Below are 25,132 nucleotides of genomic sequence, written 5' to 3' on the forward strand. Positions count from 1 at the left end.
CACGTGTGTCCCTCATGAGGACCGTGAGCGCCTGCCCCCCGCCTTCGGTTGCATGCGCAATCCATGGCGGAAAGTGCGCTGCGTCACTGAAAATGCGGGCAAACAGGGCGAAACAGAAGCGGAGTGGAACGGAGAGCGGTCAGTCGGTCCCCGGGTTCGCCTCACAGGTCGTGTAGGGCGGGCAGAACCAGTCCAACGCCGTGGTGAGCTGCGCGAGCTGGTCCTCGTGGCTGTCGGAGTCCGGGCCGTAGGAGGCGATGGCGTAGATGTTGCCGTCCGCCGCGACGAAGCGCTCGTCGTAGACGTGCCAGGTGCCGATGTCGGGCTCGCCCTTGAGCGTGTCGGCCCGGTACTCCAGCCGTGAGCCGATGAACTCGCCGTCGTCGAGCTTCTGCAGATCGAGCTTCTTGAAACCGGCGGGCTTGGGGGTCTGGTCGGACAGATACAGCTGGAAGGAGGCGTCGGGGGACGACTCCTGCACCTGGTACACCTGCAGCCGGTGCTTCCGGTCGGCGCTGCGGTAGTTGACCACGGCCATCCCGTACATGGAAGCGACGCTGCTGCGCGACCACCCCTCGGGTATCGCGATCCGGAACCCCTCCGTGTCGTCCCGCAGCTCGTACCCCGCGGGCGGCGCGGAGGCCGACGGGGACGGCGATGCCGTGTCGTCGGCGAACGGCGACTGGGACACTTCCGGCGGCACGGAGGCCGTCTGGGACGGGGCGGCACTCGCCGCCACGTGCTTCTTCCCCGAACCGTCGTCCTTGCCGACCACCAGGGTCAGTACGAGGCTCACGGCGACCCCGACCACGGCGGCACCGACGACCACGGACCAGACGAGCCGCCGGTTGAGCCCCGGGGCGGGGGCGGCGGGTGCGGGGAGCGGCTCGGGGGGCGTCCAGGAGGCACCACTGGACCACTCCGGCACGGTGCCCTCGGTCCCCGGACCGTGCCAGGCGCTGTCCACACCGCTGCCGGGCCAGCCCTGCGCGCCTACGGTGGGCGTCTCCGGCCCGACGGTGGGAGTCCCTGTCCCCACGGTGGGCGTCGAGGTCGGGGGCGCCGGGTAGGCCGGGCCGGTGACCGGCGGCGCCTGCTCCGCAGGCGGCGGTGTCGGCAGCGTCGGTTCGGCCGCCGGGGGCCCGCCCGTGCCGTCCTCCCAGCGCTGGGTGTCCTCGTTCCAGTACCGCTGTCCCCCGCTCATCGTGTCCCTCTCACCGCCCCAGGAGGCCGGCCAGGGCGCCGGCGGAGGACAGGAAGGTGACCAGGGCCTGGGAGTCGGTGAGCAGTTCGCGCAGGCGCTGGCGGCGGTTGGGCGCCGCCTGGCCGGTGCGGGTGATCTCGGTCTCCGTGTCGGCGAGCGCCTGGCCCAGCGCGACCGTCTGCTCGGTGCTGTTCACCAGCGCCAGGTCCTCCCGCAACTTCCGCACCGCCACGAGGAGTTGCCGGGTCTCCTCGTCCGGCTGCGCTCCCGTGCCCTGGTGCACATGGCTCTCGGCGCTTGCGTTGTGGCCGGCGGCGACCGCGTTGTTGCTGCCCGAGATGTCACCGATGCTGATGCTCGGCTGTTCACTGGCCATTGCTGTCGGCCCCCTTCTGCGGCGCCGCGCCGCCCGAGACATGGGAATCAGAGGAGTAGGACGACGAGGCGGAGTTCTGCATGCCCGCCGCGATCGAGTTGTTGCTGCCGGAGATGTTGCCGATGTTGACGTCGCCGTTGCTGATGTTCACGATCTTCTGCATGAACTCGCCGGTCTCGTAACCGGCTTCGGCGAGCGCTGCCCGGACCCCGTTGGCGACCCGGTCCTGCACGCTCTTCAGATAGCGCGCCACGTCCATCTCCTGGAAGAGCGAACCGGTCTGCACCGAGCCCAGTTCGCGCACCGAGAGCGCCGGGCCGTCGGGCAGCGCGCCCGCGTATCCGCCGGTCAGCAACCGCCACACGTACACCAGGCCGCGGCCGAGCTGGGCGAGCGAGCGCCCCGCCGAGGCGGGCACCAGGACGACGGCGCCGGCCGCCTTGCCCAGCACGTTGTTGTTGCGGAACCGGTGCGCCGTACGGTCGGCGTCCTTGAACTCCGCACGCACCGGCGTCAGCACATGCGGCGCGATCTCCAGCATCAGCATCCGGCCCTGGGTGTGGATGCGCACGAAGACCGTGACGACCAGCTCCTCCTCCCAGCCGCCGACGCGGATGCGCAGGAAGTGCCGCCGCTTCTCGGCGCCCTCCTCGACCGCCCGCGCCCGGTGCTCCTCGAAGGCCTGCGGGGTGTACGGCGCCTGGTCCCGGGTGAGCAGCCCCTCCACGGGCAGGAACACGCACTCGTCGATCTCCAGCCAGCGCAGCCGGTCGCGGACGCCGGGGCCCGCGTACTCGGCCGGGACGCGGAGCTGTTCGAGCAGCGGGCGGATCCGCTCCAGGATCGCGCGGTTGCTGAGCGGCTGCTGCTTCTTCAGCTCGTCCCGCCGCAGTTCGACGGCGAGCACCCAGGTGTTGTACGCCGCTCCGGCCCCGCAGAACGGACGCGCCTCGTGGTACATGACCAGCGGTGCGTGCTGCTCGATGCGGATGCGCTGCTTCAGCCGCTGGAAGCGCGGGTTCTCGGCCTGCTCGGCGGGGTCGGAGGCGGCGTCCGGGAAGCGCTGCGGGGAGAGCTCGGCGGCCAGGGCGCGGCTGAACTGGTGCCGCTGGATGTGCACGCACCAGGCGATGAGCGCGAACACGGCGAGCGTGAGCCAGGCCTGCCACGGCTTGATCGCGTCGGCGAGGCTGCCCGGCGAGAGCGCATCGCTGACGCTCGGCGAGTCCGAGTATCCGTAGTCCGAGCCGTACGAGCCGTACGAACCGTAGGAGGAGCCGTCGTCCGAGCCGCCGCCGAACGCGGCGATGACGAGCAGGACCAGTATCGTCGCGAAGAAGACACGGCCCCACCAGCGGACGAGGAACGCGGCGATCCGGCGGTACAGCGGCGGCTGTTCGCCGCGCCCCCTCACCCACGGCGCGAGGGCGAGCAGCACGCTCGGCCACAAGAAGAAGAGCAGAAGCCCTCCGCTGAGGCCCGAGCCGACCACCCACAGCCCGAGGATCGCCCCGGCCCACAGCAGCTCCTGGCGGCGGGCGCGCAGGGCGTGCGCGAGGACGCGGGCGGCGTCGAAGCCGAGCGAGGGCGCCACGATCCGCTGCTCGTTGAGGTGCAGTTCCTCGATCACGCGGTCGCGGTAACCGGAGTCCAGATAGGTGCCCGCGCACAGCAGCCGGGTCGCCTCGCTGGCGTGCGGCGGAGTGGGCGGTGGTGTGGGCGGCGCCCCTGTGGGCGTCGTCGGCTGCGGTTGCTGTGGCACAAATGCGGTGCTCACGCGAACTCCCCCGATGCGTGGAAAGACCGTTGTCAGACGTTCAGTTGACAAACCATCAGCATAGAGGGGCGGATGGGACCGGTGGAAGCGGAATGCCAAGGGACGAACACGGAGAGCAGGGATGGACGCCCCGATATTCTTTGACTAAGGTCAAAGAATGGAGCCAGGACATACGGAGCCGGTGTCGACGGAGCAGGTGGCGGCCCTCCGCCGGTTCAACCGCTACTTCACCCGCCGTATCGGGGCGCTGGACGATCACTACCTCGGCCAGGACCGCCCGCTCGGTGAGGCCCGTCTGCTGTTCGAGATCGCCGAGAACCCGGGCTGGGTCTCGCTGCGGGAACTCAGGAGCCGGCTGGGTCTCGATGCCGGCTACCTCAGCCGCATGGCGAAGGCGCTGGAGGCACAGGGCCTGGTCCGGCTCAGTGTCCACCCGGACGACAACCGGCTGCGCACGGCCGAACCGACGCCCGCCGGACGCGTCGAGGTCAAGGAGCAGAACCGCCGGGCCAACGCCCTCGCGGCAGGCCTGCTGGACACCCTCACCCCTGGCCAGCGCGCGCAGCTGATCGAGGCGATGGCCACCTCGCAGCGTCTGCTGCGGCTGGCCGCCATCACCGTGGAACTCGTCGACGGCGGCTCCCCGGACGCCCGCGCCTGCCTGGACGCGTACGCCGCCGACATCGACGCACGCTTCCCCGAGGGCTTCGACAAGTCCGACCTGGTGGGCCCGGAGGAGGTGTCCGGGGAGGCGGGCGCGTTCTTCGTCGCGTACGAGGAGGGCCGCCCGGTGGGGTGCGGCGCGCTGCGCCGGCTGGAGCCCGGCGTCGGCGAGATCCGGCACGTGTGGGTGCACCCGCAGGCCCGGCGCCTCGGCCTCGCCCGCCGGATCCTCGGCGCACTGGAGGACGCGGCGGCCGCGCGCGGCTGCAGCGTCGTACGCCTCGACACCCACGCGAGCCTCACCGAGGCGCAGGCCATGTACCGGGCGTCCGGCTACACGGAGATCCCCGCCTACGTCGACCACGTGTACGGCGACCACTGGTTCGAGAAACGGCTGTCAGGTCCGGCCGGCTGACCACTGGGCGAGCAGCTCCCGCACGGTCCGCCGCAGCCAGGCGTGCGCCGGGTCGGCGTCGTGCCGCGGATGCCAGGCGAGGCCGAGGTGCAGCGACGGGAGCTTGAGCGGCACCTCGAAGGTGACCAGGTCCAGGGTTGCCGCGGACGGCAGGGCCCACGAGTTGATCAGTCCGACGAGGTCGGTGTCCCGGACGATGAACAGCGAGGCCGGGAAGGTGGCGACCGCTCCCACCACCCGCCGTTTCAGGCCGAGTTCGGCGAGGGCGGTGTCCACGGGCCCGTGCAGCCTGCCCCGCCGCGACACGGTCAGGTGATCGGCCTCCGAGGCGAACCGCTCCGCGGTCAGCTCGCCCTCCAGCAGCGGGTGTCCTGCCCGCACGACCCCCACCATCCGGTCCTCGTGCAGGGCCTCCACATGCACCTCGGGTGCCGTGGTGTCCACGACCCCGATCTCGAGATCGGCGGTCCCCTCGCGCAGGACGGGTGTGTCCACATGGCTCTCCGCCAGGAACCGGATACGGATGCCGGGCGCCTCCTCGGCGGCGCGGGCGAACAGCGCGGCGCCGCAGGCGGCGGGGACGGCGTCGTGGCCGATGATCGTGAGGGTGCGCTGCACGGTCCTGAGGTCCGCGTCCCGGCCCGGCGCGAACAACGCGCGGGCCCGCTCCACCACCGCACTGACCTCGGCCCGTACGGCCAGCGCGTGCGGCGTCGGCACCATCTGCCGTCCGGCCCGCACCAGCACCGGGTCGCCGAGCGCCTTGCGGATCCGGCCAAGGGTGCGGGACATCGCCGGTTCGGAAAGATGCAGCCGACGGGCGGCGCCGCCCACGCTCTGCTCCTCCAGCAGCACATCCAGGGCGACCAGCAGATTCAGATCCAGACCGCTTGATTGCGTCACACGCATCGATCCCTTGCAAAGCTTGCACTGGAGTGCAGGACGTGACCGAGCCTACGGTGACAGGGCGTCCCACACCACCCGTCGAGCTCCCCGGGAGGAGCCATGCCCCCGCACGCCCTGAAACGGTCCACCCTGCTGGCACTGTGCGCCTGCGTCCTGGTCGCCCAGAGCATGGTCGCCGCCATCAACCTCCTGATACCGCAGCTGAGTTCGTCGTCCCTGCATCCCTCGCACGCCGAGATCCTGTGGACGGTCGACGCGTACGTCATCGTCTTCGCCTCCCTGCTGATCCCGGCCGGTGCGCTCGGCGACCGGTACGGCCGCAAGGGCGCCCTGCTCGTCGGCCTCGGCCTGTTCGCGGCGGGCGCGGCCACCAGCGCGCTCGCGCCGAGCCCCGCGCTCCTCATCACCGGGCGCGGTGTCTCCGGCGCGGGGGCCGCGCTGATCACCCCGGCCACGATGTCGATCCTGATGCGCCTCGCCGGCCCGGAACGCCGGGCACAGGCCATGGCCTCCTGGACGCTCGCCATCGGCCTCGGCGGCATGTTCGGCAACCTCGGCGGCGGTCTGGTCGGCCAGTTCCTCACCTGGCGCGCCCTGTTCGGCGCGATGGTCCCCCTGGCCGCGCTGCTCGCCGTGACCGTCGCGGTCACCACCCCGCGCACGGCACGAGCCGCCGGCAACCATCTCGACCCGCTGGGCACCCTGCTGCTCACCGCGGCCCTGGTCGCACTCCTCTTCGGCATCATCGAGGGCCCGGCGTACGGCTGGGGTTCCGCGCGCATCCTGGCCGTCTTCGCGGCGGGCGCCCTCCTCACGGCCGCCTTCACGCTCCACGCCCTGCGCTCCCGCACCCCCCTCCTCGACCCCCGGATGTTCCGCTCCACCGGCCTGCGCGCCACGACCCTCGGCATGACGACCGGCTTCTTCGGCCTCTTCGCCCTCTTCTACGTCAACTCCCAGTACCTGCAAGGCGTGAAGGGCTACGGCCCCGCCGTCACCGGGGTCGCGATCGTGCCGCTTATCGTCGGCATGGCGCTCGTCCCGAAGCTGGCGGCGCGCTGGGCGTCCCGCCCCCGCCCGGTCATCGGCACCGGTCTCGCTCTGATCGGCCTCGGCCTGCTCGGCGCGTCCACCGCGGACGCGGGCACGCCCTACGCCCTCTACGCCTGCTGGCTGCTCGTCATCTCGGCCGGCGCGGGCCTGTCGATGCCGGCCCTCACCCTCGGCGTCGTCACGTCCCTCCCCGCCCACCAGGCGGGGCTCGGCTCCGGCCTCGGCACCTCGGCCCGCGAGATCGGCGCGGCCCTCGGCGTCGCCGTCACCGGCACGGTCCTGGCCTCCCACCCCACCTTCACCGACGGCATGGGCCCGGCCCTGCGGACGGTGGGCGTCCTGGTCCTGGCAGCAACGGCGGCAGTCGTGTCCGGCCACCACGCAAACACCGCCCCCACCCGCCCGACAACCTCACCCACCCGCCCCAAGCAGCCCATCGCATGACCGCCGACCTCCGTCGAACAGGCCCCCGTTGCAGCGGATCCGCGGGGCCGCTGGAACGGATCGCGTAGACGGTGCCGTCGGCTGCAGGAAGCCGTGGTCGATCACCCGGCGAGCAGGAGGGGCGAAGCCCGCCCTCGACGTGCGCGCGGCCCGTGCCCCGGCCCGGCAGGATCCTCCGCGACACGCCTCCCACCTCGGGAGCGAGGCCCACCAGCCCGCTGGAGCAGATCGCACACAGCATCCCGTCGACCGCACGGAAGCGATGGTCGATCACCCGTCGAGCAGGCCGTTGCGCAGCCGCCCTCAGCGGGTGCGGGGCGCGACCCGCAACACAGTCAGCACCGCGCCCCCGCCGGGCAGAACGAGCGCACCGCCATCCGCAGCGGCGCCCGGACCTGCTCCGGGGCGAGGTCCGCGGGGCCACTGGAGCGGATGGCATAGAGCGTGCCGGCGGCTGACCGGAAGCGGTGGTCGATGACCTGACGGGTGCCCTTGTGCTGGTCGTCGTAGCGGTACGTCAGCTCCGCCCAGGTGTCGCCGTGGTCGCGCTCGACGACCCGGTAGCCGGGCTGCTTGGCGAAGCCGTAGCCGGGGTCGGTCTCGGCGAGGGTCAGGGAGTCGTAGGGGGTGGGTTCGGTGACCTCGAAGATCTGCAGCTGGCGGCCGTCGGAGGGGGCGTCGTAGTAGACGATCCGCGCGAGCTTGCCCTGTTCCTCACGCCGGGTCCAGCCCTTCGGGACGTCGACCGAGTAGCCGACGGGGTCCTGCGCGCGGCGGTAGCCGACCGAGGGCGACGAGGACGAGGACGTCAGGAGCGAGGCCGACGCGGTGGGGGTGGGCGTCGGACTCTGCGGCGGGGTCGTCGTGGCCGTGACGCTCACACTCGTCGCGGGCACGGCCCCGGTGCCGCGCGCGTGGTCGCGGGTGAGGTACCAGGCGCCCGCTCCGGCGCCCGCGCCGAGGACGAGCGTGGCCGCAAGGACGGCCAGGACACGGCGGGCCCTGCCGCGCGGCTGCGCGGGAGGCGGCGGTGGCGGCCACGTCGGCGGCAGGACACCGCCCGTGTGGGTCGGAGCGAAGGCCCACGGGGGTGGCGCCTGGCCCGTCTGTGTCTCGGCCGACGACCACGGCGGTGGAGTCGCCGGCTGCTGGGCGGCCCAGGCCGCCTGGCCTCTCTCCTCGCTCGGTTCCCGCTCCGGCCCGGAACCGGAGCGTCCGTCGTCGTAGCCGTACCGACCGCTCATGACACGCCCCCCGAATCACCCCATTGGGTACCGCTTCTGACGGTAGCGGCGAAAACGGCCACGGGCCCCGTTCCGGAAGGAACCGGAACGGGGCCCGTGCAGGGTCGTGACAGAACCGTGAAGCCTTTCGGCTCGGTTCAGATGAGGCCGAGACCGCGGACCGCCTCGCGCTCCTCCTCGAGCTCCTTCACGGAGGCGTCGATGCGGGCGCGGGAGAACTCGTTGATGTCCAGGCCCTGGACGATCTCGTACTTGCCGTCCTTGGTGGTGACCGGGAAGGAGGAGATCAGGCCCTCCGGGACGCCGTAGGAGCCGTCCGACGGGATGCCCATGGAGGTCCAGTCGCCGTCCGCGGTGCCGTTGACCCACGTGTACACGTGGTCGATGGCCGCGTTGGCGGCGGAGGCCGCGGAGGACGCGCCACGGGCCTCGATGATCGCCGCGCCGCGCTTGGCGACGGTCGGGATGAACTCCTCGGCCAGCCACTTCTCGTCGTTCACGGTCTCGGCGGCGTTCTTGCCGGCGACCGTGGCGTGGAAGATGTCCGGGTACTGGGTGGCGGAGTGGTTGCCCCAGATCGTCAGGCGCTTGATGTCGGCGACCGTCGAACCCGTCTTCTTCGCGAGCTGGGTCAGCGCACGGTTGTGGTCGAGGCGGGTCATCGCGGTGAAGCGCTCGGCCGGTACGTCCGGCGCGGCGGCCTGCGCGATGAGCGCGTTGGTGTTGGCCGGGTTGCCGACCACGAGGACCTTGATGTCGTCCGCCGCGTGGTCGTTGATGGCCTTGCCCTGCGGCTTGAAGATGCCGCCGTTGGCCTCCAGCAGGTCGCCGCGCTCCATGCCCTTGGTGCGCGGACGGGCGCCCACGAGGAGGGCGACGTTGGTGCCGTCGAAGGCGACGTTCGGGTCGTCCGTGATGTCGATGCCCTGCAGGAGCGGGAACGCGCAGTCGTCGAGCTCCATGGCCGTGCCCTCGGCGGCCTTCAGCGCGGGCGTGATCTCCAGCAGGCGCAGCTTGACCGGCACGTCCGCGCCGAGCAGCTGGCCGGAGGCGATGCGGAAGAGCAGGGCGTAACCGATCTGGCCGGCCGCGCCGGTGACGGTGACGTTCACGGGAGTGCGGGTCATGGCGTTCTCCGTATGACAGCTGGCGGTGGGCGTCCTTGCCCTGGGGTGCGGACGTACAAATGATCGATCTCTTGGCATCAAGAGATCCACCGGTCAGGCTATCGCGCATCCGGGATCCCGGACGTCCGGGTCCGTGTGGCCCGTCCCACAGAGTGAACCGGCGACCCGACCGGCTCAGAAGAAAAACGGGACGGGAGGAATAGTCGCCCCCGTCCCGGGCACGCGAACCGTACCCCCACGGGAGTCCGGCACGGTCGGTCCCCCCACGGCGGCCGCCCCAGTCCCCCCTCTCCCGGACGGGCGGCCGCCCCCTTTTTTCTGCTGCCCTACTCCGCTGCCTCACGCCACGCCGGCTACTTCGTGCACCCCTTCTGCCCGGACGCCAGCGTCGCGCAGGCCGTGGCCTCGCCCGCGTCCTTGACCGCGACCATCGGCGTGTAGGCGATGTTGTCCCCGGCGGCCGTGATGCTGTCGCTCTCCTTGGCCCTGCCGGCGGTCACCTGCACGGAATCCCCTTGGGTGGCCTGGGTGATACGCCCCCACGCCGCACCGCACGTCTTGCTGTACCGCACCTCGACCGTGGACGTGCCGACGACGGCGGTCTTGGCGGTGGTGACCGAGGCGGCGTCCTTGGTGCAGCCCATCGCCTCCGCGTCCTTGCCGGTGCAGGAGGCGCCGCTGCACTTCACTCCGGCCGGCAGATCGGTCCGGGCGCTGACGGACGGGGACGGCGAGGCGCCGCCCTCGTTCTTCTTACCCGAGCCGTTGTCGGTCAGATAGAACACGGCCGCTATCACGACCAGTACGCCGACGAGACCCGCGAGGAACATCGTCAGCTTCCGCCTGCCACCGCCCGAGGAGGAACCCCCGCCGGGCCGCGGGCCCTGCGGCGGCTCACCGACCGGACCCGGCGTCGTCTGCCCCGTCCAGCCCTGACCGCCGGCCGCCGGCTGGGGCGCCGGAGCCGCGGCGCCGGGAGCACGCGCACCGGACGGCGCCGGCCCCTTGTACCCGGCCAGCCCCCACGAGTTGGCGCCGGAGGACTTCTCCGGCGCATCCGCAGCGGGCGAGGCGCCGCTCTCCCGCACCGCGCCCGCCGCGTCCCGCACATCCGGGCCCACCGGCTGCGGCGGCACCGTCGGTGCCACGCCCGCCGGTCCCGCGATCCCCGGCGTCGCCGTCGCGCTGCCCGACCTGCGGGCCGTGGCGCTGCTCTTGCTGCTCGCCTTGGCATTGGCGGGAGGCGCCCCGAACTCACCGAGCGCGGCACGCGCCTGGGAGATGCGGATGGCCTCCATGGTCATGTCGTGGCGCATCTCCGAACGGCTCCAGGCACGCTCGGCGAGCTCCCACATGGTCGTCAGATGGATCGGGTTGGTACCCGTGACCTCGGCCAGCGCCACGATCGCACCCTTGGGCGCGAGCAGCCGGCCGTTCAGATACCGCTCCCAGGACGTCTTGCTGTAGCCCGTGCGGTCGGCCACCGACGCGATGCTCAGGCCACTGCGGTCCACGAGCCGGCGCAACTGGCTCGCGAACTCCCTGACCTGCGGATCGAGTTCGTCCGGCAAGGCCCTCCAACGAGGCATTGCTTCCCCCCTCTTCCCCCCGGTTTGGTGCTGGTGTTCCTCGCGTTCCCCCGCGCGTGGTGCCCGTTCTGGCTACCCACAGGGATGCGCCCAGTAAGGATCTCAGTTCCCGGGACGGGGGCGCACGGGAGCGTTGGGGCCGTTCGGCATGCTCCGTTGCACGCCGACGCGACCGCGGTCCGATGTCCCACCGGCGGCCCCCTCCGCCGTCCGGCCGGACCTGCCCACCTTAGGGCCCTCAGCGAACAACCCCGTGTCAATTCCGCAAACTTGTCAATACATCGACACCGGAGACACACACGGACAACCTCGCCCGTCACGGGCGCATTCACCCCGCTCAGGGGCACCTCACCCGCGCGCGAGGACGCCCACGACCGCGATCACCAGCATGAGGAGCAGCAGCAGTACGGCGTACATCAGCAGCCGCCCGCCCGGCCGCCGACGGGTCTCTTCGGGCGTGTCCCACCAGGGCAGGGTGGGATCGTCCTCGTACTCGGTCGCGCTTTCCTCATCAGCGGGTTTCGCCGGGCGCGGCCAGGCCTGCACCGCCAGTTCCCAGCGCACCCCGAAGCGCTCGGCCTCCGTGTCGGCGAGGCCCGCGATCCGGCACAGGGCGGCGACGGCCTGCCGGGGTGGCGGCTGGGTGGCGTTGAGATAGCGGTGCCAGGAGGACTTGCTGTACGCGGTGCGGGCGCCGAGCGAGACGAGGCTGAGCCCCGTCCGGTCCTTGAGGAGCCGCAGCTGCTCCACGAAGTGCCGCACCTCCGGCGGCAGATCGTCCGGCAGCGGCTGCCAGCCGCCCATCGCGCACCTCCACCAGATCTCGCATTGCCCGTCCTGAGCAGGTGACGACACAGACCCGCCGTTGGTTCCCCCGCGCAGGTTGCCGGGCGTCGGCGACGGCCGCGCCCCAAAGGGGCGCGGGGCTGTGTCGATATACGGCTCCGCCGCGATGGGGGTCCCCCCGCTCGAGCGAAGCCGAGAGTGGGGGAGCGACCAGCCACGACGGCCCCGCACACGATGTACGACCTGACTCAGCACAGGAGACGCCTACTGCGCAGCTAACTGCTCACCGTGAAATGCAGCGTGTCCTTCAGGAACGGAATCTGCAGCCACGGGTGCGGCTGCACCATCATCGCCAGCAGCACGATCGCGAGGCCCAGCACTCCGTACGTCACGATGTCCGTGAAGCGGGAGCGTACGGCGAGCATGCCGACGTCGGGCAGGATCCACCGCAGCGCGGCACCGGCCACCAGGGCGATGCCGATCAGCAGGGTGCCGACCCTAAAGACGTCCAGCGCGGTCAGCAGCAGGCCGAGCCCGACCAGGCCGAGGACGGCGAGGATCGGCCACTGCCGGGCGGGCGCCGGGGCATCGCCGGGAGCGGCCCGGCCGCCGCCCTCGGGACGTGCGGTGTCCTTCGTGAACAGCGGGAAGCGGCGCGTCACACGGCGCGGCCTGCCCTCGGCGTCGGGCGCGCTGATCGCGTCGCGGACGGTCTCCTCCGCCTGCTGCTCGGGGTCCTCGGCCGCGCGCTCGGGCTGCTTCGCCGCACCCTTGGGGTGCTTCGCCTCAGCCGGCACTGCGCTCCGCCGCCTCGACCACGTTGACGAGCAGCTGGGCACGGGTCATCGGGCCGACACCGCCGGGGTTCGGCGAGATCCAGCCGGCGACCTCGGCGACGCCCGGGTGGACGTCGCCCACGATCTTGCCCTCGGCGCTACGCGAGACACCGACGTCGAGGACGGCGGCGCCCGGCTTCACGTCCTCGGGCCGGATCAGATGGGCGGAACCGGCGGCGGCGACGATGATGTCCGCGCGCCTGAGGTGCGAGGACAGGTCGCGGGTGCCGGTGTGGCACTGGGTCACGGTCGCGTTCTCGCTGCGGCGGGTGAGCAGCAGCGGCATCGGGCGGCCGATGGTGACACCGCGGCCGACGACCACGACCTCGGCGCCCTTGATCTCCACGCCGTACTGACGGAGCAGGGTGAGGACGCCGTTCGGGGTGCAGGGCAGCGGGGCCGGCTCGTTCAGGACGAGACGCCCGAGGTTCATCGGGTGCAGGCCGTCGGCGTCCTTGTCCGGGTCCATCAGCTCCAGGATCCGGTTCTCGTCGATGCCCTTGGGCAGCGGCAGCTGGACGATGTAGCCGGTGCACGCCGGGTCCTCGTTCAGCTCCCGGACGACCGCCTCGACCTCCTCCTGCGTCGCCGTCTGAGGCAGTTCGCGCTGGATGGAGGCGATGCCGACCTGGGCGCAGTCGCGGTGCTTGCCGGCGACGTACTTCTGGCTGCCGGGGTCGGTCCCGACGAGGATCGTGCCGAGGCCGGGCGTGACGCCCTTCTCCTTCAGCGCCGCCACGCGGGCGGTCAGATCGGACTTGATCGCGGCTGCGGTGGCCTTGCCATCGAGAATCTGGGCGGTCATGCCCCCCATCCTCCCGGATGACCGCCCCCCGGTTCCAATCCGGGTGCCGTACCGACGGGACGGTCATGATCGGCAAGATTGCACTTGCACAACACATGCGAAATGCCACTGGACAAGGCGAGCAGCCGTAAAGAACGATGAACGGCGCAGTATCGCGGTTCGTGTTCGGGGGGCAAACCGCTCACATCGTGTGATTCCTCCGCGCAAATCCGCACTGTCCCCATATGCGCAACGGAGGAATCCCGCCATGAGTTACGGCGACCCGAACAACCCCTACGGCCAGCCGCAGCAGCCGCCGCAGCAGCCCGGTTACGGCTACCCCCAGCAGCCCGGTCAGCAGCAGCCCTACGGCTACCCGCAGCAGGCCCCGCAGGGCGTGCCGCCGCAGCAGCCGGGCTACGGCTACCCGCAGGCGCCCCAGGCCCCGGCCGGCTACGGCTACCCGCAGCAGCCGGGTTACGGCATGCAGCCGCCGTACGCGAACTGGGGTCAGCGTTTCCTCGGTCTGCTGGTCGACGTGCTCGTGTTCGCGCCCTGCTACATCGTCATCGCCATCGGAGGGGTCAGCAAGATCTGGGCCCTGGTGATCGTCGGTTACCTCGCCATCTTCGGCGTGGCGATCTGGCAGCTGATCAAGGAAGGCCAGACCGGCCAGACGGTCGGCAAGAAGGCGCTCGGCATCCGCCTGGTGCGGGAGGCCGACGGGCAGCCCCTGGGCGTCGGCATGGCCTTCGTGCGCCGGCTCGCGCACTTCCTGGACAGCCTCGCCTGCTACCTCGGCTGGCTGTGGCCGGCCTGGGACGCCAAGCGTCAGACGTTCGCCGACAAGGTCTGCTCGTCGATCGTGATCCGTACGAACTGAAGCGCTGCTCCACCCCATTTCCCGGAGGAACACTCCCCATGAGTTTCGGCGGCCCCCACAACCCCTACGGCCCGCAACAGGGCCAGCAGCCGGGCTACGGCTACCCCGCTGCTCCCCCGGTCGGCCCCTACGGCGGCACTCCCGTGATGACGACGATGCCGGGCACCGTGAGCGTGGGTCGCGTGCTGCTGTGGGTGATCGTTCCCCTGCAGCTCATCGGTGTGGCCCTGTTCGCCTTCGTCGCCGGGGTGGTTCGGAGGGCGTCGAACGCCGGCGTCGAGGACGACGCCTCCTTCGAGAAGATCAAGGAGTACTCGTCCGGCGTGCTGTGGGCGCTGGTGGTGTTCGCGCTGGCCTGGGCGGTGTTCGCGGCCGTGCTGGCGTTGAAGTTCAGCGACGGCGGCAACCGTGTCCGGATCACGGCCATCGTCTTCGGCGTCATCACCGCGATGCTCGGGATCTACCCCTTCGTCGTCGTGGGCCTTCTCCACACGGTCCTCGGCATCCTGATAGCCGTGTTCGCCGGCAACGCGAACGGAACCGCCTGGTTCAACCGCGTACGCCAGTGAACACCCCGGCGCCACTGAACAGTTCGCGCCAATAAACCGCCAAGGGCCGTGTCTCCCCGTCCGAGGGGGACACGGCCCTGGTGCGTCGCCCTACTCTGACGTGGGTAGCCGGCAGGCACGGGAGACGCACCTTGTACAGCATCATCGTGGTACCTCCGCCGACCACGGAGGACCAGTCCACTCGCACCCAGCTCAAGCTCGCGCCCGGCGAGCGGCTGACGTTCGGGCGCAGCGCCGACTGCGACGTGGAGATCCCCCACAAGGGCGTCTCCCGCAGGGCCGGTGAGATCACCGCGCAGGGCGCCTTCTGGATACTGAGCAACCTCAGCCGGGAGCAGACGTACGTCGTGGAGAACCCGGAGGGCGCCGGCGAGCACGTGAAGGTCGGCCCGGGCCGCCTCGACGCCCCCGTCCCCTTCGAGTTCTCACGGATCGTGCTGCCGGCCGCCGGTGACCTGCTGGCCGTCGAGGTGTGGGCACCGCGCCACGACTACCTCCACTCCGAGGGCGGCCTCGACGGTGCGACCACCGCCCCCGCTTTCTCCGTCGACCGCACCAAGCGCTACTTCGCGGTCCTCGCGGCCCTGTGCGAACCGCGCCTGCGCGGCGAACCGCACGCGCCCCTGCCCACCGTCGACCAGGTCGTGGACCGCCTGCGACCCAACTGGCCGGCCGCGTCCCGCACTTCGGTGCAGTGGAACATCGACTACCTGGCGGTGAAGCTGCGTCTGAAGCCGGGTCCGGACGAGGCGGACACCGGCCCGCGTCTCAACGGCAAAAAGGAGTCGCTGGTCTCGCTGGCACTCCGCTTCGACCTTGTCCGCGAGGACGACCTGGTGGTCCTGGCCGCCTCCCCGTCCGGCCGGGCGGTCCGGTGACCGAGCCGTACGCCGTGCCGGTGCCCAAGGGGTACCGGGTGGGTGTCTGGGAGGTGCGGGACCCGATCGCGACGGGCGCCTTCGGGAGCGTGTACGAGGGCAGACGCACGGGCGACGACCTGGCGGGCACCGGCGAGGAACTGCCCCGCACGGCCGCCCTGAAGTTCCTGCCGACCGGCACCGGAACCCCCCGCCAACTCGCTCATCTGCGCGAACTCGTCGAGCGCGAGGTCGAGTTGCACCGCCGTCTGAAGCAGCCGCGCCTGATCCGGATGTACGGCACCCTCACGGTCGACGACCCCGGCCGGCCGGAGCTGGACGGCGCCACCGTCCTCGTACTGGAGAAGGCGGAACGCTCCCTGGCGGCGCTGCTCGCGCACTCGCCGCGACCGGAGGCCGGGCCGGCGCTGCTCGCGCAGATCTGCGAGGGCCTGGCCCAGCTGCACCGCGCGGGCTGGGTGCACGGTGACCTGAAACCGGCCAACGTGCTGCTGATGAAGGACGGTTCGGCACGGCTCGCCGACTTCAACATGGCGGCGGAGCTGGAAGGCACGCACGCGTACACCCCCGCCTTCTCGACGCCCGACTACACCCCTCCCGAACTCCTCTGGTCGGAGATCGGCACCCGCGGCCGCCAGATCCGCCCCTCCGCCGACGTGTGGGCCTTCGGTGTCCTGGCGCATCTGGTGCTGACCGACTCCTTCCCCCTCCCCGGCGGCACCCCGACCGCCCGCCGCGACGCGGCCGCCGCCTACGCCCGCGGCACCGACGAGCTGCGCCTCTCGCCCGAACTCCCGGACGCCTGGCGGCAGATCGTCCGCGACTGTCTCTCGCGCACGCACGCCGACCGCGTCGGCACGGACACACTGCTGCGCCGGGTGGCGGAGGCGGCAGGCACGGACCGCCCGCCCCGTCCCCCGCGCCTCGGACGCCGCTCGACGGTGATCGCGAGCGCCGCGGCGGCCACCGTCGCGATCGCGGCCCTCGGCTACGGCATCAGCACCTGGGCGGACTCCGGCAGCAACCCGCCGACCGTCAGGAGCGCCTCCCCCACGACGAAGATCACCCCCGCCACCTACGGCTCCGCCGAACTCCGCACGGACCAGGACATCCCGGCGGCCTACCGCCCGATGATCGTCGAGGCGGCTCACCACTGCGACCAGGCGGACGTCACACCCGCCCTCATCGCGGCCATGCTCAAGGCGGAGAGCAACTTCGACCCGAAACTCTCCGACCCCGGCAAGGACGAGTACGGCATCGCACGCTGGACGCCGAGGTTGCTGCGCTGGTGGATCAGGGCCGACGGCCGGCCGGTGAAGTCGATCCCCAAGCCACCCCTCTCGGTCCCCGACTCGATCACGGCCCTCGGCCACTACCTCTGCTACATCGAGCCGAACCTGACACCCAACCTGCCCGGCGACAAGCGGGTGCTGATCGCCGCCGCGTACCGGACCTCGTACAAGCGAGTGAACGCAGCGCGCGGGATTCCCCCCGAGTACCGCGACTACTGCCGGCGGCTCACCCAGTACCTCAAGGAGTACACGCCACCCGGGAGTTGGTGACCCTGAGACTTCCGAGGTACCGGCCGGCGGGTGCCGGCGGCACGGTGGTACCACTCCGCCACGGCGGAACGACCACCAGAGTTCATGGGGGAAACAACGTGAACATCGCCAAGCCCGCCGCACTGCTCCTCGCGGCCACCGCCCTGCTCGCCGGCTCCACGGTCGCGGCCACCGCGGCCGACACCCCGGACGGCACCCGGGTGACCTCGACGCCGGACGGCATCCGCGTCAACAGCCTCCAGCGGACCGCCGACCAGGTGCTCGCCGGCCACCCGAAGGCCCTCAAGTCCACCGCCGACGAGGTCGAGTACGACGGCCTGACCCTGACCCGCGCCCCGAAGAACACGCTCGGCGCGCAGGACCTGGCCTGTGACTACGGCCACCTGTGCATGATCGTCAGGGGCACCAAGTTCGACTTCTACAAGTGCCAGACCTGGACCGTCAGCAACTGGACCGGTGACGGCCCGTTCACCAACAACCAGACGCCCGGCACGGTCGCCAGGTTCTACAACCAGGACGGCAGCGTCCGCTGGACGTCCACGGCGTACCAGGCGGGCACGGCCACCTGGGACCCGATCTGGTCCCTGCGCCCCTGCTGACAGGGCGCCCCACAGCAGCGGTCTCCGGCTCCCTCGGGGGAGGGCCGGAGACCGCGTACGTCCGGCTGTTGTACGGTCCGGATGCCGCGCCCGGGACCAGGGAGCGGGACCTGTGGACAGGGGGACCGTGAACAAAAGAGGGAAAGCCGCAGTCGCGGTGGGGGCGCTGATCGTGGCTCCGGTGCTGATGGCGGGCACGGCCTGCGGCTCCGAGGGCGCCGCCACACACGACACCTCGACGGCGGCCGCGCAGCCTGCCGCCGGTCGCACCAGCCCGGCGGCGCCCCCGGCGACCCGAACGTCACCGCCACCCGGCCCGGCACAGAAGCTGGCCGACCTCGACGGCGGCCTTCGCCCTGCCGACCAGTACCGGCAGGTACTCGCTGCACTGGCACCCCGCTGCAAGGAGGACCTCCCCCACCTGGCGACCGTCGTCGACACGACGCTCAAAGCCGTGAAGAAGAAGGGCGGCGCCGACGAGGACGAGTTCGGCGTCCTGCAGAAGCTGGAGGCCTGGGTGCCTGCCGGGAAGCCCCGGAGGTCCTGTGCGTCACAGGCGGCGGCCTACGTCGCGCAGCGCGATCCGGCGACCCGATAGTCTCTCGTCAACCAACGGTGCCACAGGGCACGTCGGGGTGACCGAGGTCGACAGAGAACACGTCGGGGGATCCATGTCAGACGCCGCCCTCGCAGAGACGTGTGCGAGGCTCCTGCGGCCGGCCGATCCGGTGCGTATCGGGCCGTACGTGCCGTTGGGGCTGCTCGGCAGCGGTGGCATGGGGCGGGTCTATCTCGCGCGGTACGGCGACGGGACGCCCGGGCTGGCCGCGGTCAAGGTCGTTCGGCCCGAGCTCGCCGAGGACGTGCGCTTCCGGCGGCGGTTCGAGCGCGAGGCGACCGTGCACGCGCGCGTGGGCGCGCCGTACACGCCGGAGCTCTTCGGTACGGGGTTCGAGGCGGACAGCGAGTTGCTGTGGATGGCGACCGCGTATCTGCCGGGACTCAATCTTGCGGACGCGGTACGGGACTGCGGCGTGCTGGAGCCGGCAGGGGCATGGCGGCTGGTGGCGGATCTCGGCCGAGCGCTGGGCGCGCTGGCCGCCGTCGGGATCGTGCACCGGGACTTCAAGCCCTCGAACGTGCTGCTGACCCGGCAGGGCGCGCACGTCATCGACTTCGGCATCGCCCAGGCGGTGGACTCCAGCGCGATCACCACCACCGGCAGCCGGGTCGGCACCCCGGCCTTCATGTCCCCGGAGTACCTCAGGGACGGCCGCTGCGACACGGCGTCCGATGTGTTCTGTTTCGCGAGCACCGTCGTCCACGCGCTCACCGGCCACGCACCCTTCGGCGACGGCACCGGAATGGACGTCCTGCACCGCGTCGCCTCCGAGCAGCCAAACGCCGAGGTCATGGCCCGGGTTGCCACCGCCGATCCCGCCCTGGCCGCGCTGCTGACGGCCTGCCTCAACAAGGACCCCGCGCTACGGCCCGGCCCCCAGGACCTCATCGACGCCGCCGCCGCACACCCACGGGCCACCTCCTGGCAGGAGCCCCTGGACGGCCGCCTCATGGCCCGGCAGCAGGCGTACGACGTGCTGCGGAACAGCCCCGTACGGGGCGAGCAGGCTCAGCAGACGCCGACCCAGCGGGTCGTGTACCCGGCGGGACCGGGCTTCGGCCCGCCGGTGCCTCCGCCGGTGACGCCGACCGCACCCGTCCGGCCCCGCAGGAAGCGGTACGTCGCCCTCACCGCCGTACTCGCGGTGTGCGCCGTGGCCGTGACCGCCTTCCTGCTCACCCGCCCGTCCTCCTCCGGCGCCACCACGGGCGCCGCCGCCACCGTCACCACGGCCGACGACGGCGCCGGGCCCTCCTCGGCCTCCGGGAATGCGAACGAGAAGGGGCGGGAGAAGCCGAGGGGACAGGGGCAGGGGCAGCTGGTGGACACGGGCGCCTCCGCCACCCCTTCCCCGTCCGGCAACAGCACTCAGAGCACCAGCCCCACTCCCCACCCCACCTCCACGACACCCGGCGCTCCGACCCCCACCGTCTCGAAGTCGACCGCCGCCCCCACGAAACCACCCTGGCTCACCGACTGCACCTACTACTCCGGCACCGAGCAAACCGAGCTCGGCGACCGCGGCCAACGTGTCGTACAGGTGCAGTGCATGCTGACCAAGCGCGGCTACAGCGTGGGAAGTTCAGGGGTGGACGGGGACTTCGGCAAGGCCACCGATGCGGCGGTGCGGAGCTTCCAGAGCGACAAGGGGCTGGAGGTCGACGGCCAGGTGGGGCCCAAAACCTGGGCGGCACTGCGCAGTTCGACCTGAAGGTCCTGAAGCGGAACCCCTATGGAAAGTACGGGGTGTACGTGATCGAGGAGACCTTCAGATACCTCGCACCGTCCCCTGTGGCCCATGTCGAGTCGTTGGGGTTGCCCGGCCAGTCGCCGCCGACGGCGGTGTTGACGATGAAGTGCATCTTCACACCCGAAGGAGTGGTGTACCACTTGGTGCCGGTGATGGTGCCGTCGACGGCGAAGTCGATGTGATCGGGGTACCAGGAGAAGGAGTAGGTGTGGTACGCGTTGGTCCAGCCCGCGCCGTTGGTCTTCGAGAACTGGGTCTGGGCGTTGTTGACGTCGTGGGAGGTCTGGTAGACGGTGTTGGCGTTCTGGCCGACGATCTCGGCGGCGTCGAACTCGGGCAGCCAGGGGTTCAGGTAGGCCGCCCAGACCGCGGGCAGGAGGCCCTGGCCGTTGGGCATGTTCGCGGTGAAGCTGTAGGTGCCGTAGCCGTAGAGCGCCTTGGACTCCACGCGGCCCGAGTAGTACGTGCCGCCCGACTTGTAGGTCTTGATGACGAGGGTGCTGCCCTCGTACCAGACGCAGGCGGGGGTGTAGGTCTCCAGCTCGTTGTTGGCGGTCCACCGTGCGTTGATGACGTTCCACGAGTTGACGGTCTGGGGGGCTCCCCAGGATGCCGCATGGGCTTGCGGCTGCCCCAGCAGAAGCAGTGACAGTGCCGCCAAAGCGGCGACTATCAGGCGTCCCGGACGGAGAAGTACAGCTGACATCGCGGCTCCATTGCTCGGATGACATGGGGGTGTGGGAGCGGTCCCACTCCCGTCAGCCGGACTGTAGGAGTCCGTTCAATGTTTGACAAGATACACGGCACGGATCGCTTCCTGGCTTCTGGAGTTGAAGCCGCGGCGTGGGGCCTGACTAGCCGGGCCCCGGCACGAGCGGAGATGTCGAGAAGGTCAGAGTCGGCCCGTAGGAGCCGTCCTCCTCGTCGCTCACCGCGACGCTGATCTCCCGGTCGGGGTGTCGCGCGGACAGGACACCCTGCCAGCACTCGCCCAGCGCGAGCGCGAGTTGCGGGAGCTCCTCGCCGAGCCGATCGTCGTCCGTCAGGGGGGTGTTGCCGAAAGTCGTCCACAACTCGACGTGGTTGACGACGGCTTCGATGCGCTGCCGGTCGCCGCCCAGGTTGGCGAACCAGTCGTCCACGGTCCCCCGGCTGAAGCGCTCCTTGAGGAACACACCACCGCGGTACTCGACCGTCTCGGGGCAGAACAGCCATGCCGCGGCCAGGACGAAGCGCAGGCCGCCCTCGTGGTCGAGGTAGTCGCCCGGGGAGAGCTCCTCGTCCTTCCATTCGGTGCGCCACCGCCTGAAGAACGCCGGCAGTTCACGCTCGGACCACACCGGTTTGCTGCTGGTCACGGGTCTCCCAAAGGGCCTGCGGAAAAACGACCGCCCGTACGCGGCGAGAACCGCGTACGGGCGGATGCTGCTCGGGCGGACGATGCCGGGGCGCATGCGCCGCCGTGCGAAAGCCGCTCAGTGGAAGAAGTGCCGCGTCCCCGTGAAGTACATCGTCACGCCCGCCTTCTTCGCAGCCTCGACCACCAGCTCGTCGCGGACCGAACCGCCCGGCTGGACGACCGCCTTCACGCCGGCCTCGACGAGGATCTCCAGACCGTCCGGGAAGGGGAAGAACGCGTCCGAGGCGGCGTACGAGCCCCGGGCCCGCTCGGCGCCCGCGCGCTCGACGGCGAGCTTCGCGGAGTCGACGCGGTTGACCTGGCCCATGCCGACGCCGACCGAGGCACCGTCCTTGGCGAGCAGGATCGCATTGGACTTGACGGCGCGGCAGGCCTTCCAGGCGAAGGCCAGCTCGGCCAGTTCGTCCGCGGAGAGCGCCTCGCCCGTGGCCAGCGTCCAGTTGGCCGGGTCGTCGCCCTCGGCCTGGAGGCGGTCGGTCACCTGGAGGAGCGCGCCGCCGTCGACGGGCTTGATCTCGGCGGGGTGCGAGGGGGCCGCCGGGGCCTTCAGGACGCGGATGTTCTTCTTCTTGGCGAGGGCCTCCAGGGCGCCGTCCTCGTAGTCCGGCGCGACGATGACCTCGGTGAAGATCTCGGCGACCTGCTCCGCCATCTCCTTCGAGACCGGGCGGTTGACCGCGATGACGCCGCCGAACGCGGACAGCGGGTCGCAGGCGTGCGCCTTGCGGTGCGCCTCCGCGACGTCCGAACCGACCGCGATACCGCAGGGGTTGGCGTGCTTGATGATCGCGACGGCCGGCTCGTCGTGGTCGTACGCGGCACGGCGCGCGGCGTCCGTGTCCGTGTAGTTGTTGTACGACATCTCCTTGCCGTGCAGCTGCTCGGCCTGCGCGAGGCCGCTGCCGCTGCCGTCGACGTACAGGGCGGCGGGCTGGTGCGGGTTCTCGCCGTAGCGCAGGGTGTGCGCGCGCTCCCAGGTGGCGCCCAGGAAGTCGGGGAACTGCGACTCGTCCACGGGCGCGTAGGAGGAGGCGAACCAGGAGGCCACCGCGACATCGTACGCCGCCGTGTGCTGGAAGGCCTCCGCCGCGAGCCGCTTGCGGGTGGTGAGGTCGAAGCCGCCGTCCTTGGCCGCGGCCAGGACGTCGGCGTAGCGGGCCGGGCTGGTGACCACGGCGACCGAGGGGTGGTTCTTGGCGGCCGCGCGGACCATCGACGGGCCGCCGATGTCGATCTGCTCGACGCACTCGTCGGGGGTCGCCCCCGAGGCGACGGTCTCGCGGAACGGGTAGAGGTTGACCACGACCAGGTCGAACGGCTCCACGCCCAGCTCGGCCAGCTGCTCGCGGTGGCTCTCCAGGCGCAGGTCGGCGAGGATGCCCGCATGCACCCTGGGGTGCAGGGTCTTGACCCGGCCGTCCAGGCACTCGGGGAAGCCGGTGAGCTCCTCGACCTTGGTGACGGGGACGCCCGCGGCGGCGATACGGCCGGCGGTGGACCCGGTGGAGACGAGTTCCACGCCCGCCTCGTGCAGGCCGCGTGCGAGGTCCTCGAGGCCGGTCTTGTCGTAGACGCTGACGAGCGCCCGGCGAAGGGGCCGCTTGTTGCTGTCGGCGGTCACTGGATAACTACCTTTCGTCCCTCAATGCGATAGCCGTTGCGGGCGAGCCGCCCCACGACATCGACGAGCAGCCTTCGCTCGACTTCCTTGATGCGCTCGTGCAGCGCGCTCTCGTCGTCCTCGTTCCGGACCTCCACCACGCCCTGAGCGATGATCGGTCCGGTGTCGACGCCGTCGTCGACGAAGTGGACGGTGCAGCCGGTGACCCTGGCGCCGTACGCGAGCGCGTCGCGCACACCGTGGGCTCCGGGAAAACTGGGGAGGAGGGCCGGATGCGTGTTCACGAACCGGCCGCCGAAGCGGGCCAGGAACTCCTTGCCCACGATCTTCATGAACCCGGCGGAGACGACCAGGTCGGGCTCGTACGAGGCGACGGCCTCGGCGAGCGCCGCGTCCCACTCCTCGCGGGTCTCGTAGTCCTTGACCCTCGTCACGAAGGTCGGCAGCCCGGCGCGCTCGGCCCGGGCGAGTCCCTCGATGCCGGCGCGGTCGGCCCCGACGGCCACGATCTCGGCGCCGTAGGCCTCGACGCCGGTCGTCTCGATGGCGTCCAGCAGCGCCTGGAGGTTGGTGCCGGATCCGGAGACCAGCACGACGAGGCGCTTGGCCACGGGCTTGGCGGCCACGGTGGGGCCCTTTCTCGGGGGAGCGGTTCCGTACAGCCGGCCGTATGTACGTTCGTACGAATGCTTCGCGCCCCGGGATACGGGGAAGTCTACGAAGCGGCCGACCGTCAGCAACGATACCGGCACTCCGGGCAGCCCCCACGGGACGGGGGCGCGGCCGGAAGGTAGCGTCTGGGAGAGCCCGGGTCGGGAACGTGGTCGTGGTGCTGTGCGTTTCCGAAGTGGAAGCTCGTGCAAAGACAGCCGTACGAACGCCTGATCAAGGCTTGATCAACCGATCAACGCTTGGTCAACACCTGATCACTGCCGTATCGCCTAGGGGAAGACGCTCACTTGATGCCGGACCGCAGCCTGCGACTGCTCACGCTCCCCCCGCAGTCGGTGGAGGGAGGGGAGCACCGCGGCGTGCTGCTGCGGGAGCGCCCCGCCTCTCCGCCCGACGCACCCTCGGACCGGAAGACCGGCGACTCCCCCGAGGACGACAACCCCTTCGCCCCGCCTCCGGAGGGCACCCCGGACCGCCCGTGGCGGCCGCGCCGCCCGGCCGAGGGGGAGAACGGCGACGGGTCCGGCGAGTCCGGTTCCCCGTGGGGCAGCCAGTGGAGCGACCGCCAGCCGGGCCGCTCCCCCGGCGGCTTCGGTGAGCGCCCCGGCAGTCCGTCCCCCGGCCCCGAGGGCCAGGGCGGCAACACCCCGGGCTCCGGCATGCGCTGGGACCCGACGGACCCCTCGCAGCGGCGCGCCCGCTACGCCCTGCTGTGCGGCATGTGGGCCTTCTTCTTCGCCCTGTTCAGCTGGCCGTACGTGGCCCTGCTGCTGGGCGCCCTCGCCCTGTACTGGGGGATCAGCGCCCTGCGGGCCAGGACCGGCGCCGAGCCCGCGGGCGACCCCGGCGGCCGGCCGCAGACGACGGCGGCGGTGACCGGCCTGGTGACGGCCTCCCTGGCGATCGCGCTGGTGGCCGCGACCTTCACAGCGCAGTTGGTGTACAGCGACTACTACAACTGCACCAACGACGCCCTCACGAACCAGGCGAAGCAGTCCTGCACCCAGCTGCTGCCGAAGGAACTGCGGGGACTGCTGGGCACGAACGGCTGACGTACGGCCTGCGCGGCGGCACGATCAGCAGGCAGGAAACGGCTACCGAACAGCCACAACACGATCGCCGCTCACGACCCGTCCGGCCCGTCCGGTGCATCCGGCGTCCGAGGCGGGTCGGACACGTCCTTGAGGGCCGCCCAACGGGACTCCCGGGTGGCCTCGCCGGGCCATGCGGCCACCGGCCGAGGCGAGGGTTCCACAGGCAGGAAACGGCTACCGAACAGCCACAACACGATCGCCGCTCACGACCCGTCCGGCCCGTCCGGTGCATCCGGCGTCCGAGGCGGGTCGGACCGT

24 protein-coding genes are annotated in these 25,132 nt (G+C 71.3%); 10 read left to right on the top strand and 14 right to left on the bottom strand.

What is annotated here, in order from left to right; all coding sequences use genetic code 11:
* Positions 1-139: 139 nt before the first annotated feature.
* From ACFY1E_RS17825 to ACFY1E_RS17835, 3 genes are read right to left on the bottom strand one after another with little or no spacing between them, the layout of a single operon-like run.
* A complete protein-coding gene (locus ACFY1E_RS17825; protein ID WP_389076702.1) occupies positions 140-1,204 on the bottom strand; it encodes a hypothetical protein in 1,065 nt (354 codons plus the stop codon).
* Between the two features lie 10 nt (positions 1,205-1,214).
* On the bottom strand, positions 1,215-1,580 hold the full coding sequence (locus ACFY1E_RS17830) for a hypothetical protein (protein WP_389076703.1): 366 nt from the start codon (positions 1,578-1,580) through the stop codon (positions 1,215-1,217).
* A complete protein-coding gene (locus ACFY1E_RS17835) occupies positions 1,570-3,357 on the bottom strand; it encodes a hypothetical protein (protein WP_389076705.1) in 1,788 nt (595 codons plus the stop codon). Before ACFY1E_RS17835 ends, ACFY1E_RS17830 begins: the two co-directional genes overlap by 11 nt.
* Positions 3,358-3,514: 157 nt before the next feature.
* Between ACFY1E_RS17835 and ACFY1E_RS17840 the strand changes: the two genes are divergently transcribed.
* On the top strand, positions 3,515-4,435 hold the full coding sequence (locus ACFY1E_RS17840) for a GNAT family N-acetyltransferase (protein WP_389076708.1): 921 nt from the start codon (positions 3,515-3,517) through the stop codon (positions 4,433-4,435).
* Here ACFY1E_RS17840 and ACFY1E_RS17845 read toward each other — a convergent pair.
* Positions 4,418-5,344 carry a LysR family transcriptional regulator gene (locus ACFY1E_RS17845; RefSeq protein ID WP_389076709.1) on the bottom strand — a complete coding sequence of 309 codons (927 nt, stop codon included), beginning with the start codon at positions 5,342-5,344 and terminating at the stop codon, positions 4,418-4,420. The two genes, ACFY1E_RS17840 and ACFY1E_RS17845, sit on opposite strands and share 18 nt — an antisense overlap.
* Positions 5,345-5,440: 96 nt before the next feature.
* Between ACFY1E_RS17845 and ACFY1E_RS17850 the strand changes: the two genes are divergently transcribed.
* Positions 5,441-6,838 carry an MFS transporter gene (locus ACFY1E_RS17850; protein ID WP_389076712.1) on the top strand — a complete coding sequence of 466 codons (1,398 nt, stop codon included), beginning with the start codon at positions 5,441-5,443 and terminating at the stop codon, positions 6,836-6,838.
* A 335-nt stretch (positions 6,839-7,173) separates the two neighbouring features.
* Here ACFY1E_RS17850 and ACFY1E_RS17855 read toward each other — a convergent pair whose 3' ends face one another.
* The 6 genes from ACFY1E_RS17855 to ACFY1E_RS17880 all read right to left on the bottom strand — a co-directional run bounded on the left by ACFY1E_RS17855 (position 7,174) and on the right by ACFY1E_RS17880 (position 13,225).
* Positions 7,174-8,082 carry a hypothetical protein gene (locus ACFY1E_RS17855; protein WP_389076714.1) on the bottom strand — a complete coding sequence of 303 codons (909 nt, stop codon included), beginning with the start codon at positions 8,080-8,082 and terminating at the stop codon, positions 7,174-7,176.
* A 137-nt stretch (positions 8,083-8,219) separates the two neighbouring features.
* Complete coding sequence (locus ACFY1E_RS17860) at positions 8,220-9,209, bottom strand: malate dehydrogenase (RefSeq protein WP_389076717.1); 990 nt, start codon at positions 9,207-9,209, stop codon at positions 8,220-8,222.
* A 353-nt stretch (positions 9,210-9,562) separates the two neighbouring features.
* Positions 9,563-10,780, bottom strand: coding sequence for a DUF2690 domain-containing protein (locus ACFY1E_RS17865; RefSeq protein WP_389076719.1), 1,218 nt, complete (start codon positions 10,778-10,780; stop codon positions 9,563-9,565).
* 366 nt (positions 10,781-11,146) lie between these two features.
* A complete protein-coding gene (locus ACFY1E_RS17870) occupies positions 11,147-11,602 on the bottom strand; it encodes a helix-turn-helix domain-containing protein (protein WP_389076722.1) in 456 nt (151 codons plus the stop codon).
* Between the two features lie 257 nt (positions 11,603-11,859).
* On the bottom strand, positions 11,860-12,381 hold the full coding sequence (locus tag ACFY1E_RS17875) for a DUF3017 domain-containing protein (RefSeq protein ID WP_389076725.1): 522 nt from the start codon (positions 12,379-12,381) through the stop codon (positions 11,860-11,862).
* A complete protein-coding gene (locus ACFY1E_RS17880; RefSeq protein ID WP_389076727.1) occupies positions 12,371-13,225 on the bottom strand; it encodes a bifunctional methylenetetrahydrofolate dehydrogenase/methenyltetrahydrofolate cyclohydrolase in 855 nt (284 codons plus the stop codon). Before ACFY1E_RS17880 ends, ACFY1E_RS17875 begins: the two co-directional genes overlap by 11 nt.
* Before the next feature lie 247 nt (positions 13,226-13,472).
* Between ACFY1E_RS17880 and ACFY1E_RS17885 the strand changes: the two genes are divergently transcribed.
* The 7 genes from ACFY1E_RS17885 to ACFY1E_RS17915 all read left to right on the top strand — a co-directional run bounded on the left by ACFY1E_RS17885 (position 13,473) and on the right by ACFY1E_RS17915 (position 20,028).
* The gene (locus ACFY1E_RS17885; protein WP_389076729.1) at positions 13,473-14,087 is read left to right on the top strand and encodes an RDD family protein; all 615 of its coding nucleotides are present in this window, start codon (positions 13,473-13,475) and stop codon (positions 14,085-14,087) included.
* A 38-nt stretch (positions 14,088-14,125) separates the two neighbouring features.
* Positions 14,126-14,656, top strand: coding sequence for a hypothetical protein (locus ACFY1E_RS17890; RefSeq protein ID WP_389076732.1), 531 nt, complete (start codon positions 14,126-14,128; stop codon positions 14,654-14,656).
* Between the two features lie 131 nt (positions 14,657-14,787).
* On the top strand, positions 14,788-15,534 hold the full coding sequence (locus ACFY1E_RS17895; protein ID WP_344404555.1) for an FHA domain-containing protein: 747 nt from the start codon (positions 14,788-14,790) through the stop codon (positions 15,532-15,534).
* Positions 15,531-17,096, top strand: coding sequence for a protein kinase (locus tag ACFY1E_RS17900; protein ID WP_389076735.1), 1,566 nt, complete (start codon positions 15,531-15,533; stop codon positions 17,094-17,096). The genes ACFY1E_RS17895 and ACFY1E_RS17900 overlap by 4 nt, the downstream gene beginning before the upstream one ends.
* Positions 17,097-17,194: 98 nt before the next feature.
* Positions 17,195-17,695: a hypothetical protein gene (locus ACFY1E_RS17905; protein WP_389076737.1), complete on the top strand. Its 501-nt coding sequence runs from the start codon at positions 17,195-17,197 to the stop codon at positions 17,693-17,695.
* A 127-nt stretch (positions 17,696-17,822) separates the two neighbouring features.
* Positions 17,823-18,293, top strand: coding sequence for a hypothetical protein (locus ACFY1E_RS17910; RefSeq protein ID WP_389076739.1), 471 nt, complete (start codon positions 17,823-17,825; stop codon positions 18,291-18,293).
* A 73-nt stretch (positions 18,294-18,366) separates the two neighbouring features.
* The gene (locus ACFY1E_RS17915) at positions 18,367-20,028 is read left to right on the top strand and encodes a protein kinase (protein WP_389076741.1); all 1,662 of its coding nucleotides are present in this window, start codon (positions 18,367-18,369) and stop codon (positions 20,026-20,028) included.
* A 19-nt stretch (positions 20,029-20,047) separates the two neighbouring features.
* On the opposite strand, the gene ACFY1E_RS17920 is transcribed toward ACFY1E_RS17915, so the two are convergent.
* The 4 genes from ACFY1E_RS17920 to purN form a co-directional block, all read right to left on the bottom strand.
* Positions 20,048-20,773 (bottom strand): family 16 glycosylhydrolase, encoded by a 726-nt coding sequence (locus ACFY1E_RS17920; protein ID WP_389076744.1) that lies wholly within the window; start codon positions 20,771-20,773, stop codon positions 20,048-20,050.
* A 148-nt stretch (positions 20,774-20,921) separates the two neighbouring features.
* Positions 20,922-21,425: a hypothetical protein gene (locus tag ACFY1E_RS17925; protein ID WP_389076746.1), complete on the bottom strand. Its 504-nt coding sequence runs from the start codon at positions 21,423-21,425 to the stop codon at positions 20,922-20,924.
* 117 nt (positions 21,426-21,542) lie between these two features.
* Complete coding sequence (purH, locus tag ACFY1E_RS17930; protein WP_389076748.1) at positions 21,543-23,108, bottom strand: bifunctional phosphoribosylaminoimidazolecarboxamide formyltransferase/IMP cyclohydrolase; 1,566 nt, start codon at positions 23,106-23,108, stop codon at positions 21,543-21,545.
* Positions 23,105-23,734: a phosphoribosylglycinamide formyltransferase gene (gene purN, locus ACFY1E_RS17935; RefSeq protein WP_389076750.1), complete on the bottom strand. Its 630-nt coding sequence runs from the start codon at positions 23,732-23,734 to the stop codon at positions 23,105-23,107. The genes purH and purN overlap by 4 nt, the downstream gene beginning before the upstream one ends.
* 336 nt (positions 23,735-24,070) lie before the next feature.
* Here purN and ACFY1E_RS17940 point away from each other — a divergent pair, with 336 nt between their 5' ends.
* Positions 24,071-24,832: a hypothetical protein gene (locus ACFY1E_RS17940; protein WP_389076753.1), complete on the top strand. Its 762-nt coding sequence runs from the start codon at positions 24,071-24,073 to the stop codon at positions 24,830-24,832.
* Positions 24,833-25,132 lie beyond the last annotated feature (300 nt).

The sequence above is a fragment of the Streptomyces sp. NPDC001604 genome (assembly GCF_042893475.1).
Taxonomy (GTDB): domain Bacteria; phylum Actinomycetota; class Actinomycetes; order Streptomycetales; family Streptomycetaceae; genus Streptomyces.

What these genes read in the sequence shown, in the direction of transcription:
- ACFY1E_RS17855 (WP_389076714.1), bottom strand. Translation starts at nt 8,082, where the DNA reads ATGAGCGGTCGGTACGGCTACGACGACGGACGCTCCGGTTCCGGGCCG.
- ACFY1E_RS17890 (WP_389076732.1), top strand. Translation starts at nt 14,126, where the DNA reads ATGAGTTTCGGCGGCCCCCACAACCCCTACGGCCCGCAACAGGGCCAG.
- ACFY1E_RS17885 (WP_389076729.1), top strand. Translation starts at nt 13,473, where the DNA reads ATGAGTTACGGCGACCCGAACAACCCCTACGGCCAGCCGCAGCAGCCG.
- ACFY1E_RS17880 (WP_389076727.1), bottom strand. Translation starts at nt 13,225, where the DNA reads ATGACCGCCCAGATTCTCGATGGCAAGGCCACCGCAGCCGCGATCAAG.
- ACFY1E_RS17840 (WP_389076708.1), top strand. Translation starts at nt 3,515, where the DNA reads ATGGAGCCAGGACATACGGAGCCGGTGTCGACGGAGCAGGTGGCGGCC.
- ACFY1E_RS17845 (WP_389076709.1), bottom strand. Translation starts at nt 5,344, where the DNA reads ATGCGTGTGACGCAATCAAGCGGTCTGGATCTGAATCTGCTGGTCGCC.
- ACFY1E_RS17915 (WP_389076741.1), top strand. Translation starts at nt 18,367, where the DNA reads ATGTCAGACGCCGCCCTCGCAGAGACGTGTGCGAGGCTCCTGCGGCCG.
- ACFY1E_RS17940 (WP_389076753.1), top strand. Translation starts at nt 24,071, where the DNA reads ATGCCGGACCGCAGCCTGCGACTGCTCACGCTCCCCCCGCAGTCGGTG.
- ACFY1E_RS17825 (WP_389076702.1), bottom strand. Translation starts at nt 1,204, where the DNA reads ATGAGCGGGGGACAGCGGTACTGGAACGAGGACACCCAGCGCTGGGAG.
- ACFY1E_RS17920 (WP_389076744.1), bottom strand. Translation starts at nt 20,773, where the DNA reads ATGTCAGCTGTACTTCTCCGTCCGGGACGCCTGATAGTCGCCGCTTTG.
- ACFY1E_RS17850 (WP_389076712.1), top strand. Translation starts at nt 5,441, where the DNA reads ATGCCCCCGCACGCCCTGAAACGGTCCACCCTGCTGGCACTGTGCGCC.
- ACFY1E_RS17830 (WP_389076703.1), bottom strand. Translation starts at nt 1,580, where the DNA reads ATGGCCAGTGAACAGCCGAGCATCAGCATCGGTGACATCTCGGGCAGC.
- ACFY1E_RS17870 (WP_389076722.1), bottom strand. Translation starts at nt 11,602, where the DNA reads ATGGGCGGCTGGCAGCCGCTGCCGGACGATCTGCCGCCGGAGGTGCGG.
- ACFY1E_RS17860 (WP_389076717.1), bottom strand. Translation starts at nt 9,209, where the DNA reads ATGACCCGCACTCCCGTGAACGTCACCGTCACCGGCGCGGCCGGCCAG.